Genomic DNA, 12,507 nt, shown 5'->3' on the forward strand with positions numbered 1-12,507 from the left:
GACGGTGCCACTCCTCTCATACCGTTCAATAAAGCTCGCGAAATCACGCTTCTGCGCAGAAGATAAGCTCATCCACCCCTGCAGTACCTGCGCCACTACCTTGTCCATTTAAACCTCCCACAAATGTCGCAATCTGTCGATTGCATGCTGAGTGGAACAATTCCACATCCCGAGCATTCTTTTTGGAATTGCCTGAGTGCGGCACGGTGGCCGCGGCGAAGCTCTTTATCATCAACTCCAGCCTTTCCATCCTGATTGCGGCGCGCGTTGTCTGTGGCCACCAACTCTCGGTACCGCGCATCAAAATCTGCAGGCACGCTATTGGCTAGCGACCCTAGTTGCTTGAATCTCTCAGAAATCGCCCTGTTATCAATGCTCGAGTCCAGCGCGTACTCCAAAGAGGCGGGCCAGCCGTAGACGACCGACATACCACTAAGCAGCAACTGAGCGAGACCGATAGTACCCGCGACCAGCGCCGCCTGCGTCAGGTATGGGGTAGTGGTGCCATAGGTCATGACAGCACCACCCAGCAATAGTGGAACAGCGATGCCCAAGCCTGAAATTGCGTTTAAAAGCCTACGATAGCTGCGTGCCCTGAGCGCGAAAAGTTCAGCGGTGCCATAAGCGAATATCGCTCTATCCCAGCAGTCTTTGAGTTGGACATCATGTGCTGTCGTAGTCATGGAATGCAGTGCCCTCCCCGTGGGCTCTTACGCCTGAATTAAGCCGAGCCGCGAAGCGGCTTCGGCTTGAATGAATTGTTATGCAGCCCGGAGAGCTGGTGAAGTGCTGCCGCTGAAGCGATCTTAGCGCGGAAGAATCGGTGCACGGGAATCACCCCATGGAAGCCAGGGCAAGGATCGGGCGAGCTCGAGCAGCCGAAGGCGAGGCGCCGCAACCGGAGCACGAAAGGCTATGCCGACGTGGCGGGGCGGCGCTTAGTGGCCGACGTGGGCCGTTGCCCTTTGCGATGCGACCGAGTTTGCGAGAACACAAACCAGCCTTTTCGCCACCGCGCATAACGCCTGAATTAAGCCGAGCCGCGAAGCGGCTTCGGCTTGAATGAATTGTTAGCGCTCATCCGAGCGATCCAAAATTGCTGGAGTAAAGCCGCCGCCGTACGGGATGAACGCAGTCCACTTGTCGGTCAACGTGTGGCCGGCGAAGCTGAAGATCTGCAGGTGAAGTACGGGGCCGCCACGTTCTAGGGCGATTGTCCATAGTTCTGACTGACGACAAGCGCCGAAGAATCGAGATCTTGGCACGGAATTGTTTCCCTCATCTGTAGGGTTGAACGGCCCATCCGCAGGAGAAACTGGGCCACCCACAATTTTGACGAGATGAGCGCGGATATCCGTCGGTACCTCAGACCAAGTGATGTCAGGAGTGCACGTCCGATCAGCCGCACTAGCCGGCCCAGAGACAACGCCGTAAGTTACGAGGACGAGAGCAAATGCGAGAAGTTTAGACATGAGCGCTAACGCCTGAATTAAGCCGAGCCGCGAAGCGGCTTCGGCTTGAATGAATTGTTAGAGGTCATTCCAGCTGAAGTACGGCCGCAACACAACTGGTACGTGGCTAAAACCAAGAGCTGCGGACAGATGGTAACGGTGAAAACCATTGCGAAGTCTGTAGCGACGGCCTGTAGCATCCGGTGGCTCGTCGATCTCGACCGGCGGAAGCGCATCGCCCTTGCGGATGGCCGCCAAAATGGCCATCGCTCGCTCGCGATCTATGGTTGTGCGGGTAGCCGGGGCAGCGATATCAGCAAGCGCAATGATCGGTGCAGATGCGTCGATGCAAAGATAACTGGGAGTTAATGGATCAAACGCATCCAGGCGTGACGTAACGATGAGCGCTCTTATCTTGTAGGCGAGCGACATTCTTCCTAATGACCTCTAACGCCTGAATTAAGCCGAGCCGCGAAGCGGCTTCGGCTTGAATGAATTGTTAGGCCGCTCACCCGCAATGGCGGATTGCTGCCGCTTTGAAAGGCCGGAGAGCGCCTTGGNAGCCGAGCCGCGAAGCGGCTTCGGCTTGAATGAATTGTTAGGCCGCTCACCCGCAATGGCGGATTGCTGCCGCTTTGAAAGGCCGGAGAGCGCCTTGGTGTAAGACCACGTGATCAGCTCTTGGAGGTAGTCGGCTGGAACAGTGCCGACATCCACGATTGTGACCCAGCGGAACCTGGCCATGTAGCGGGCCGGCTTGATGCCGGGTACGTCAGTCAACTCCAGGAAGCGCTCCGGGGAAGTGCAAATACTAAAGCGCCATTTCTCCGGCTCGCTGGTCTTGAAGTAGGCAAACTTTCTGCCACCAACGTAGTAGACAAGTATGTTGCTTGGCGGACCGAACAGCTTCGAGGAAGCGCCGGGGTAACCGCTGCAATGCTCTTTGACGGCAGCAACATCCATCTGACGATCCTGAGCGGCCTAACGCCTGAATTAAGCCGAGCCGCGAAGCGGCTTCGGCTTGAATGAATTGTTAGGCGCCTGCGGGGAGCCGAGCGAAAACACGGCCGACCCACAATGCAACGCCCGAAAGGATAAAAAATACGAGAAACACGACAGCAATGGCTGTGGCTGTGGTTGGCTGACCGAGTAGCCACGTTGCGACGATCTCAATGCCACTCAGCAGAAAACAGGCGCCCGCGAGATGGTATCCAAGCTGCCGCCGGAGGATCATGAGGATTGTCGAAACCATAAAGCCGAGACCTACAATGCGAATGAAGATGTCATCGGCGAGGAATAGCGGACTATCTTCCGATGCGCCCATGAGCAAGTTCAGTACGCCTATGCATGCGGCTACCAAGACGATGAGGGCCATGACGAGCCAGTGATACCAACGCTGATTGGGCATAAATGTCTCCGGCGCCTAACGCCTGAATTAAGCCGAGCCGCGAAGCGGCTTCGGCTTGAATGAATTGTTAGGCCCCAGCATGACTGGGGTCAATGAACGAGAGGTGCATTTTGGAGCTAGGGAAGCTCCGACGGAGCACAAAATCCTCCCAGATTGGCTGGCAGTACAGATTTGGCCAAAGATGGTTGGTGATGTGGACATGCGGCCCGCCTACCCAGTGATTGTCCCTAGCAGAGAGCTCTTTTGTCTCGAAGAACACAAAGTGCCACTCAGACATCGGATGCTGCAGCTCCTTAGAGATGAACATATGTCCGACTTTGTACTTGCGCTCACCGTGGGATTTAAACAGCTTGCGGAGTGATGCTTGACCTTGCTTTGACTGTTGGACTTCTTTGCCGGCGTTAAGGACTGCGAAATCTTCCTCAGTCTCTCAGATGGTCAGGAACGTAATCCACGAAATGCATCGTGTGATTTAGGTGCGTCACGCCTGCTTTGCAGGCAATGATGAAGTCAACAAAGTCGGATGACGTGACCGTCGCGGTCTTGCAGAGCTGAGTGAGCGACTTCTTGTCTTTGCAGAGAATGACCTCCGCGAAACTGTTGGTCATGGGGCCTAACGCCTGAATTAAGCCGAGCCGCGAAGCGGCTTCGGCTTGAATGAATTGTTAGGTGGCAGCCGGCGCATCCGAAGACAGTGTTACGACGAGCGAGCACTCACCCTCTAGGATCATATCGTAGAGATCCTCCTCAGCCGGAATCCAGGTGGACGAGGTCTCCGTTGCTTCACGGAGCTTGAGGAAATCCAGCGTCGGCAAAACGAGTGTGCCGCCAAGGCGCAGCGCTGTTTCACCGGCGATCTCCTCAATCGAGGTGTCGTCCGGGAACTCGTACTCCGCTTGAATCAGTAGCCGGATTCTTTTCATGCCGCCTAACGCCTGAATTAAGCCGAGCCGCGAAGCGGCTTCGGCTTGAATGAATTGTTAGACCCCACCGTGGCTCCTTGTCAGATCTGCCAATGTAGGAGCTGGGTTGATGGCCGACTTATGAAAATGCCGAAAGACTACGAAGGTAATCACGAAGGACACGAGTACCCACTTAGCGGAAGAGACAGCCATCGACGCTACGAATAACAAAGAAGCTTTAGCGGCAGGATCACTAACACCACCAAACAGAATCAGTAGTGTTGGAGCAAATCTTGCAAAAGAGATCACGGAGAGAATGGATAGCAACAAGTACAGGTACCGGCTCCATCTAAGTCCCTTTAGCAACGCGATTCCCGCTATTGAAATAATCGTGCCTAGACACAGCGGCAATATGTATGCAGATGCTTTGCTCGCGGCGCCTTGGGCCACGAGATAAAACACGCCAAAAAGCGGCGCTGCCACGAAGTACAGCCCGATTGCGGCAGATGCCAAGGCAACGAATTTGGTGAATCCTTGCGGTTTTTGTGTCATGCAGCACTCCCTCCCATGGGGTCTAACGCCTGAATTAAGCCGAACCGCGAAGCGGTTTCGGCTTGAATGAATTGTTAGGCCCCAACCCGGTGCCTACCTCTGGCCAACCATACTGCCGCATAGCCGGTGGCGAAAGAGACCAGGAACAAGCCGCCGACCGCAACGAGGAATAACGGCGGGTTGTCAGAGGCCGAGAAGACAGTTGCCGACCCACCGTGTTTTGAAAGAGAAATCCAGCCTCTTGTTGAGGCAAGCACGCCAAAGTAGCCGCTTATAACTGACACGGCACCGGAAAGAGCGGCCATGAGCAAAATGGATAGCTTGGTCAGTCGCGTGCTGGTACGGCCGAAGACGGCAGCAACCAAAGCCGTCACAGTGACGAGCAGGATGATGAGTAGTGGCAGTTTTCCGGGATGCACGATTGGGGCCTAACGCCAGAATTAAGGGGAGCCACGAAGTGGCTTCCCCTTGAATGAATTGTTAGGCGGCTTACTTGGAGAGCTCGCCCGAGACATATGCGGAGATCTCGCGAGTGTTCCTAACGAACTCCGCCTCAAGGTCGACGCCGCATTTGTTAGCCAGAACCATAATTGACCACAGGCAATCCGACAATTCATGCCCAAGCTTTGCTTGATGGTCTTCGATCGTCCGTACGCCGGCATGTGCCTGGATCAGCTTTGCCAAGTCACCGACATCTCCCATGAACCCGAGCGCCAGCTCCTGTGTGCTCCAGACACGACCCCAGCGCTTAACCTCCAGTTGCTCGTAGAGGTCGTTGAGCTTGAGCGCTGCTTCTTCGAGATCGCTGAAATTCATGTCATGCCGCCTAACGCCTGAGTTAAGCCGACCCGCTGCGGGAAGAACCGGTGGGCGAGGCGGCAACAAATTGCGAGGAGTTCAAGACGAAGCCGCGAAGCGGGTTCGGCTTGAACGAATTGTTAGGCGCCGCTGGGCGACAGCAGTGATTAATCACAGCAACGCGCCTGGAGTTGAATGGGTGGACACTTGACGCTGCCAAACGAGCAGAACACACAGCAATCTCCGGCATTTGGCTGCAAGACATTGCCACAGGCCCGACACTCATAGAAGAACGTGCAGGCATCTTGCGGCATCTCTTCGGTCGCGATAGCGCCACAGTGCGGGCACGTGATCTCGGAAATCAGGATGACCTTGTTGGTCTGCATTGATCTCCCACCATGGCGCCTAACGCCTGAATTAAGCCGAGCCGCGAAGCGGCTTCGGCTTGAATGAATTGTTAGGCCCCGGACGACAGGTCACTGATGACACTCTCGGTGAGGCCAGCGAACAGCAGAACCATGAAACAGGACAGGCCAAGCAACAAGTACTTGCGAGTAGAGCGGTACGCGGCCAGAAGAGCGGGATCTAATGATTGGCCGACGTCTTTGCCAGCCTGGACCACCCGGAACAAACGATAGGTCCGACTGGACGAGAAGAACGAGGGCGGATCTGCACCGACAAGCTGCGCGTAGAGGTCGGGATGGAGCCGCTGGAACTCCTTTCCGAAGCTGAGAAGCGATGAGAAGTACATCGCATACAGCGGCACGATAGCGATGAACGCCAAAAGAAAGATCGCTGGCAGGAGTGCGGTCATTGTTTGATACGGGGCCTAACGCCTGAATTAAGCCGAGCCGCGAAGCGGCTTCGGCTTGAATGAATTGTTAGGCGCCACCGCTGCGCCCGGAGAGGTGATTGAACACCAGAATGAGAGCTGACACTGCAAGGAATAACCAGCAGACAACAAAGGCGGCGCCAGCCACCCAGACGGCCAGCATCAACGCGGAGGCAAGCCCATGAAAGTCCAAGACCCTGGCTCCCCATGACAGCAGTCCCAGAGACAAGGCCGCCAGCCATGCAATAAACGCGAAGCGCTTTGCCCGAGTGATCAGGCCTGCATCCGTGGCTGAAAGTGTAAGCATCAGTCGAGTTTGGTTTTTTGACAGGTTGCGGGAGCGTCTGGAGTGGCGCCTAACGCCTGAATTAAGCCGAGCCGCGAAGCGGCTTCGGCTTGAATGAATTGTTAGGGGGCGGGCCGACGAAATTGGCGGCTGAGTCCCCAAACGAAAACGGAAGATAACAGCAGCGCGACGCTAGCAATTAGTAGTGCGGCGGCGCCGGCGTTGTATTGATGGCTAAGGCGGGAAATCTGCATGTCTAGTGAGCGGCAAGCCTGTGGCAGTTGGCTACCACTCGAATTTTCCGCGACCTCGCGACATATCTGCGATGCCGGCGTGCCGAGATGGCCTGCTGCTAGGTACATGGAACAACTCTTCAGGCCAAGAGCAGCCGATGCAATGAGTAGTGCGAGCGAGAATCCCCTCAGTTTTCCTAACACTTGATCCCGCCCCCTAACGCCTGAATTAAGCCGAGCCGCGAAGCGGCTTCGGCTTGAATGAATTGTTAGCGGCCATCCTGCGGAACTCCGAGCCGAGTAAGCCACGCCTTGTACGCCACTGCATCGTGCTCCCATGCGACAACTGTGAACTTGCCGTCCGGAAGGACGAAGAAAACCCCGCGCTCCTTGAGCTGTGGGAGATCAAATGTACAACCGGCAAGATGCAGCTCTACAGCTCCGGACGCGGGACCTTGGATGGCTCGCGTAACGGCGGCGTTGACACTAACCGGGCTCGCACCATTTGTGATGGTGAGAGGGCCTAGCTCGGGTTCTACCAAGTCGGGCTTGCCAAGCAGCCGGTTCTCGTAACCCTCGAGGTGGAGCCCAGTAACCTGGCCCACAAAGACTGACGAGTACTGCTCCAGCGAGCCGGCATTGGGCTCCATGCGACGGCAGGCGCCCGCAACACTGGGCAGCGAGGCCAGCGCGATGGTTAGTACGAGTGCTGAGAACTTGCCCATGGCCGCTAACGCCTGAATTAAGCCGAGCCGCGAAGCGGCTTCGGCTTGAATGAATTGTTAGGCACTGGGCGAAAAAATCCCAGCACCCTCCGGGATGGTGTAGCCGTCCTCGACGACCAGCTTGCTGAACAGGCCAAAGCGATACGGAAAGACGAACCGAACCGAATGCCCATCTCTCGAGTCTGCGGCCACACAGATCGCATCCTGCTCTTTCAATTTGCCGGGAGGGATCGCCCGGATATCGTAGATGACGGCACACGCTCTAATGAGGTGCCGGCTGGCCATTTTGCGGTGGCTCTCGTGGAGTAAATCAATCAGGTCTTGGGAGAGCGGTAGTTCCTCACCGTTGTAGGCGCCCTCCCAGACAATCTCTCCATCAGCTTTTACGTGGCCGCCGAAAGGTAAAAACTCCCGATGCTGACGGAGCATCTTCTCTGCAAAGGGCAGCAGATCATCAACAAGGCGATGAAGTTCTTCGGCCAGCAGAGATGTTTCTACCATGTGCCTAACGCCTGAATTAAGCCGAACCGCGAAGCGGTTTCGGCTTGAATGAATTGTTAGGCACCACCCCGTGAGGTGTGGGTGCCTGGCTTATATGCCGCCAAACGCTATGGCCGCGATAAAGCCCATTGCCGGCAACGCACAAAAGACTACGCCAACAACCCGAAGAACGGAGCGATAGGCTGGGCTAGTGACCAGAAGCCATGCCGACACTGGAACTACGACAAGCTCAACTGCAAATGTAAAAAGAGAGAGCGGACCAGCAATTGCAACCACTGCAGGATTTGAGTTGAAGGCGATGGATAGCCAACCGAAAGCGATGGTGAGCGCTGGAAGGGTGAAGAGGAGCCAAGTGGGCATAGCCGGTCTCGCGAAGAACTACCGTGGTGCCTAACGCCTGAATTAAGCCGAGCCGCGAAGCGGCTTCGGCTTGAATGAATTGTTAGGCCGCGCCCATGCTGGCCGAAGCCTGAGCTGCGTTGTCCCGGTGAGCCATGTCTTTGCCGATGCCATAGCCCACTTGGAACAGCAGCAGGACCGCAGCAAGCGCTAAGACGCCGTAGCCGACAACGCGGTGGCCAGGGCGGGAAGCGATAGCCATGCCAAGGACTCCGACTGCGACAGCAATGAGCAGTGGATTGAAGAGGATGCCCATGGCGAGGAATGCGAATGCTATGACCGACAGAGTGCCGGAGCGAGCAGAAGATGATCGGACTGCATCAGACATGAGTGAACACCCTTGATGGGATTGCGAGTTTGATAGTACGCGGCCTAACGCCTGAATTAAGCCGAGCCGCGAAGCGGCTTCGGCTTGAATGAATTGTTAGGACGCAAGGTATCAAATTGCCAGGGCGATCGGGCGCGGGAGCGCNAACGCCTGAATTAAGCCGAGCCGCGAAGCGGCTTCGGCTTGAATGAATTGTTAGGACGCAAGGTATCAAATTGCCAGGGCGATCGGGCGCGGGAGCGCCCGCCCGCCCCTGACCGAAGTCGATTTTTCCTTCCGAAAGCCGATCAAGGTGAGCGCCGGCCGAGATGGCTGCGTGAAACGGCGGGCAGCACGATGACGCTGCCGTCAGCCTGTTGCCGCGTGCCAATGGTGCGCCACCGCGAGCCGAGGCCAGTACGACTTGGAGCACGAGAATTCGCGAATGCGACGCCGCAAAGAATCGGTAGGCGAGTTGCGACCGCAAACAGGCCATTGGACGAAGTTAAAGTTTCTAGCGGCCTAACGCCTGAATTAAGCCGAGCCGCGAAGCGGCTTCGGCTTGAATGAATTGTTAGGCCCCGAGCCCGCGACCGATGGCTGCGGACGCATTGCGGTAGGCCTTGATCTCAATGAGGTTATCACTGGGATCGCACAGCAGGATCTTGCCTTGTTCGTTCTCCGTTCCGGGATGTGCGATCGTGGGCTGCATTACAAACGAGCAGCCTTGCTCCACGAGTGTGAGGCCCAGTGCCTGCCACTGCTCCCACGGCAAGATGGCCCCAAAGTGTCGAACGCCACGTGCCTCGGCACTAAGTACTTCGGAGGGGCGCTCGTGCAAAGTAATTTGGTGCCCGAACAAAAGGATGTCTGCCCACTCTCCGTTGTCCCGGCCGAGTGTGGCTCCGAGCAGCTGGCAGTAGAAATCCTTGGCAGCGACGAGACTGCGAACTGGAAAGGAGAGATGGAAGATGGCTTGGGTCATCATGATCTGTCTCTCGGGGCCTAACGCCAGAATTAAGCCGAGCCACGAAGTGGCTTCGGCTTGAATGAATTGTTAGGCCGCCAATCTGCCCGGACATGGGCAGCACCACAAGCCCGCCCCGTGGCCGGAGCCTGGCCAGCCGGAGCGCGCGGCAGGAAGCCGCGTGCGCCTGCCAGGGAACAGAATGTTGAACGACTTGCTTTGGTTGCTGGAGCTTCGGGCGCAAGCCGGGAAAGCGCAGGACGCGCCACGAGAAACTGACAGAAGCCAGAAGCCGGAAGCCAGAAGGCGAGAGTGGCTAGTGCGCGAGAGAGCCACCGCAGAAGAATCTCGAGCGGCCTAACGCCTGAATTAAGCCGAGCCGCGAAGCGGCTTCGGCTTGAATGAATTGTTAGGCGTCACCCGACCAAGACTCGTATGACGATGCACGCTAACCCCACTATTAGCATTGTCCAAGGCACAACTTTGTCCGGTGCCGAGCTGGCTGGCCCAAAGTTGGCTTGAGCCCATCCTACGGAGAGGCTGGTACAGATCCCCAGCAAGGCTATCCAGCTCCAGGTTGCCGTTCGGGGTCCGAGTGCCAATACGAGAAGTGCGCCGACAAGCAGTGTCACTCTCGCGATGTCCAACGGGGTCTTTAAAGTCACGACGACCTCTCCAGTGACGCCTAACGCCTGAATTAAGCCGAGCCGCGAAGCGGCTTCGGCTTGAATGAATTGTTAGGACGCAAGGTATCAAATTGCCAGGGCGATCGGGCGCGGGANAATTAAGCCGAGCCGCGAAGCGGCTTCGGCTTGAATGAATTGTTAGGACGCAAGGTATCAAATTGCCAGGGCGATCGGGCGCGGGAGCGCACGGACGCTGGTGGCCGGAGCCGTCTTTGCGTGCCGGAAACCGAGTGAGGTGAGCGCCGGCCGGAATTGCCGCGAGAAACGGTGTGCAGCACGAAAAGGTAGCCGTTGGCCGATGCCCACTTGGCAATCGTGCGCCGTTGCAAGCCGAGGCCAGCACCGCTGGAAATACGAGAGGCGGCGGCTGCAGAACAGCAAAGAGCCGGTAGGCGAGGAGAGTGGCGTCCGCAAACAAGCCGCTGGGTGAAACAAGAAGCTTCTAGCGGCCTAACGCCAGAATTAAGCCGAGCCGCGAAGCGGCTTCGGCTTGAATGAATTGTTAGGCCCGTCGCCAGTGGACATGCAAGCCATGTGCTCTTTACAGATTGAGTAGATGGATATGGTTGCGTAGCGAATCAGAAGGGTCGCACGTAGCAACGGACTCAACCAGGGCTGCAGCCATATCGCTGTGATCAGGGTCCAGATCCCTTTGGTGCGGTTCAATGATCTCGCGGAATCGTCCAACGGAAATGTTGGCTTCTTTTGTGTAGCTGTATTGGTCGCGCGAAACGTTCCAAAGGGCGCTAATAATCCTTCGAATGCCGGTATGGTTGGTGTGAGCAAATACGAAAGACCAAAGATCTCCGTTTGAGTCAATGACATAGCAAGTCTTGTTGTTAAGCATGTTGTGACGGGTCTGCATGATGGTGCCGACAAAGACGCCATCGAACTCCGTCAGTACGAAGAGATTTTGCTGTCTAATTTCAATTACCGGAGTCTTCATTGCGGGCCTAACGCCTGAATTAAGCCGAGCCGCGAAGCGGCTTCGGCTTGAATGAATTGTTATGCAGCCCGGAGAGCCGGTTAAGTGCTGCCGCTGAAGCGATCTTAGCGCGGGAGAATCGGTGCACGGGAATCACCGGATGGAGCCAGGAGAACGATCGGGCGGGCTCGGCCGACCGAAGGCAAGGCGCCGCAACCGGAGGACGAAAGGCTATGTGGATGCGGCGGCGCAGCGAGTAGTTGCCGACGCGGGCTTTTGCCGTTTGCGATGCGAACAGGTTTTGCGAGAACACAAACCAGCTTTTCCCCACCGCGCATAACGCCTGAATTAAGCCGAGCCGCGAAGCGGCTTCGGCTTGAATGAATTGTTAGGTGCCATTGCTACCACACCTGATTCCGCCACGGCTTGTCTTGCAAATTGCCGTATCGCCCGGTTGCCATGCCGATGCCGCAAGTGACGCCGGCCAGTGCTCCGAGAGCCCAGGAAACTGCAAAGCCCGTGATGAAAATGGACTTGGCAATGGGCCAGCCATATGACGCCGCTGCAAATGCGCACAGTCCAAACGCCAAGCCAAGGAGAGCCGATAGCACAAAGATCACCCAGGACTTTGGCTTATCTCTCGGAATGAACGGCTTCTTCCCCATGGCACCTAACGCCTGAATTAAGCCGANACGCCAAGCCAAGGAGAGCCGATAGCACAAAGATCACCCAGGACTTTGGCTTATCTCTCGGAATGAACGGCTTCTTCCCCATGGCACCTAACGCCTGAATTAAGCCGARCCGCGAAGCGGYTTCGGCTTGAATGAATTGTTAGGCCCCATCACGGCTGACACTCAGCGCGCACAGACTTAATGCTGCCTTTGCTGACAGCAATCTGCAGCCAGCAGGCCGACTGAGAACCCGGATACTCCATGAAGGTGCCATCCTCCCGATCAGCCACCAGCGGCGGACCATATTTTGCCTTTGCTTTTACGAAGGGCATGCCAGGACAAATACCGGCCGGGGTGCAGTGCTGTTTGGAAGTACTGAGTACCTCGCCGACGCGACGCCCCTCACCGAGCCATACGGTTAAGCCGGGGTAGTCCATGCGGATGTTGAGGAAGTCGCCAGTGTCCGTAATGCGACGCGGCTGTCCGAGCTTGCGTAGAACAGCAGCCTCTGTGTCGCCGAGAGCGACGCCACCGAGCGAAAGCTCCTTGTCACTCACCAGCGAGGGTTCCGCGGCGGACGCGGCGCCAACCATCAGGAAAGCAATGGCAGTGGAGAAGATGTATCTCATGGGGCCTAACGCCTGAATTAAGCCGAGCCGCGAAGCGGCTTCGGCTTGAATGAATTGTTAGGCCCCAGCCGGAATTCACTCAGTCGCACTTTAGATCTCCCTCAACGATGCTGGAGCCGATTGAAAGAATAGCGCGACCGCCAGCGCCATTTAGGTTGAACGACGGCGGCTGAGTTGTGTTCTTGGGACTGCGGAATTCCAGGCTGACCTTCTCGGACTTGGGGCTGAATTGCTT

17 protein-coding genes are annotated in these 12,507 nt (G+C 56.7%); all 17 read right to left on the minus strand.

Annotated elements, in window-relative coordinates:
* Positions 1-95 precede the first annotated feature (95 nt).
* The 17 genes from ASD14_RS15650 to ASD14_RS04490 all read right to left on the minus strand — a co-directional run bounded on the left by ASD14_RS15650 (position 96) and on the right by ASD14_RS04490 (position 12,272).
* Entirely contained in the window at positions 96-683 is a 588-nt protein-coding gene (locus ASD14_RS15650) for a mobilome CxxCx(11)CxxC protein (RefSeq protein WP_082538737.1), read from the minus strand.
* 846 nt (positions 684-1,529) lie between these two features.
* The gene (locus ASD14_RS15935; protein WP_157475071.1) at positions 1,530-1,883 is read right to left on the minus strand and encodes a hypothetical protein; all 354 of its coding nucleotides are present in this window, start codon (positions 1,881-1,883) and stop codon (positions 1,530-1,532) included.
* 601 nt (positions 1,884-2,484) lie between these two features.
* Positions 2,485-2,859: a hypothetical protein gene (locus tag ASD14_RS04425; protein WP_056129606.1), complete on the minus strand. Its 375-nt coding sequence runs from the start codon at positions 2,857-2,859 to the stop codon at positions 2,485-2,487.
* 422 nt (positions 2,860-3,281) lie between these two features.
* A complete protein-coding gene (locus ASD14_RS04435; RefSeq protein WP_056129613.1) occupies positions 3,282-3,467 on the minus strand; it encodes a hypothetical protein in 186 nt (61 codons plus the stop codon).
* A gap of 57 nt (positions 3,468-3,524) precedes the next feature.
* Positions 3,525-3,782 (minus strand): hypothetical protein, encoded by a 258-nt coding sequence (locus ASD14_RS04440; protein WP_056129615.1) that lies wholly within the window; start codon positions 3,780-3,782, stop codon positions 3,525-3,527.
* A 57-nt stretch (positions 3,783-3,839) separates the two neighbouring features.
* Complete coding sequence (locus tag ASD14_RS15940) at positions 3,840-4,313, minus strand: hypothetical protein (protein WP_157475073.1); 474 nt, start codon at positions 4,311-4,313, stop codon at positions 3,840-3,842.
* Positions 4,314-4,387: 74 nt separating this feature from the next.
* On the minus strand, positions 4,388-4,732 hold the full coding sequence (locus ASD14_RS16440) for a hypothetical protein (protein WP_157475075.1): 345 nt from the start codon (positions 4,730-4,732) through the stop codon (positions 4,388-4,390).
* Between the two features lie 70 nt (positions 4,733-4,802).
* Positions 4,803-5,129 (minus strand): nucleotide pyrophosphohydrolase, encoded by a 327-nt coding sequence (locus ASD14_RS04445; RefSeq protein ID WP_056129619.1) that lies wholly within the window; start codon positions 5,127-5,129, stop codon positions 4,803-4,805.
* Between the two features lie 149 nt (positions 5,130-5,278).
* The gene (locus ASD14_RS16445; RefSeq protein WP_082538739.1) at positions 5,279-5,497 is read right to left on the minus strand and encodes a GDCCVxC domain-containing (seleno)protein; all 219 of its coding nucleotides are present in this window, start codon (positions 5,495-5,497) and stop codon (positions 5,279-5,281) included.
* Between the two features lie 71 nt (positions 5,498-5,568).
* The gene (locus tag ASD14_RS04450; protein WP_056129623.1) at positions 5,569-5,925 is read right to left on the minus strand and encodes a hypothetical protein; all 357 of its coding nucleotides are present in this window, start codon (positions 5,923-5,925) and stop codon (positions 5,569-5,571) included.
* Positions 5,926-5,992: 67 nt separating this feature from the next.
* Positions 5,993-6,250 (minus strand): hypothetical protein, encoded by a 258-nt coding sequence (locus tag ASD14_RS16450; protein WP_056129626.1) that lies wholly within the window; start codon positions 6,248-6,250, stop codon positions 5,993-5,995.
* Between the two features lie 481 nt (positions 6,251-6,731).
* Positions 6,732-7,187 (minus strand): hypothetical protein, encoded by a 456-nt coding sequence (locus ASD14_RS04460; protein ID WP_056129629.1) that lies wholly within the window; start codon positions 7,185-7,187, stop codon positions 6,732-6,734.
* A 57-nt stretch (positions 7,188-7,244) separates the two neighbouring features.
* Complete coding sequence (locus tag ASD14_RS04465; RefSeq protein ID WP_056129631.1) at positions 7,245-7,688, minus strand: hypothetical protein; 444 nt, start codon at positions 7,686-7,688, stop codon at positions 7,245-7,247.
* Positions 7,689-8,130: 442 nt separating this feature from the next.
* Positions 8,131-8,415, minus strand: coding sequence for a hypothetical protein (locus tag ASD14_RS04470; protein ID WP_235565309.1), 285 nt, complete (start codon positions 8,413-8,415; stop codon positions 8,131-8,133).
* Between the two features lie 553 nt (positions 8,416-8,968).
* Complete coding sequence (locus ASD14_RS04475; protein WP_157475077.1) at positions 8,969-9,379, minus strand: VOC family protein; 411 nt, start codon at positions 9,377-9,379, stop codon at positions 8,969-8,971.
* A gap of 1,209 nt (positions 9,380-10,588) precedes the next feature.
* The gene (locus tag ASD14_RS04480) at positions 10,589-10,993 is read right to left on the minus strand and encodes a hypothetical protein (RefSeq protein WP_056129640.1); all 405 of its coding nucleotides are present in this window, start codon (positions 10,991-10,993) and stop codon (positions 10,589-10,591) included.
* An 820-nt stretch (positions 10,994-11,813) separates the two neighbouring features.
* Positions 11,814-12,272 (minus strand): hypothetical protein, encoded by a 459-nt coding sequence (locus tag ASD14_RS04490; RefSeq protein ID WP_056129655.1) that lies wholly within the window; start codon positions 12,270-12,272, stop codon positions 11,814-11,816.
* Between the last annotated feature and the right edge of the window lie 235 nt (positions 12,273-12,507).

It is taken from the genome of Lysobacter sp. Root494 (assembly GCF_001427225.1).
In the GTDB taxonomy this organism is placed as follows: Bacteria; Pseudomonadota; Gammaproteobacteria; order Xanthomonadales; family Xanthomonadaceae; genus Agrilutibacter.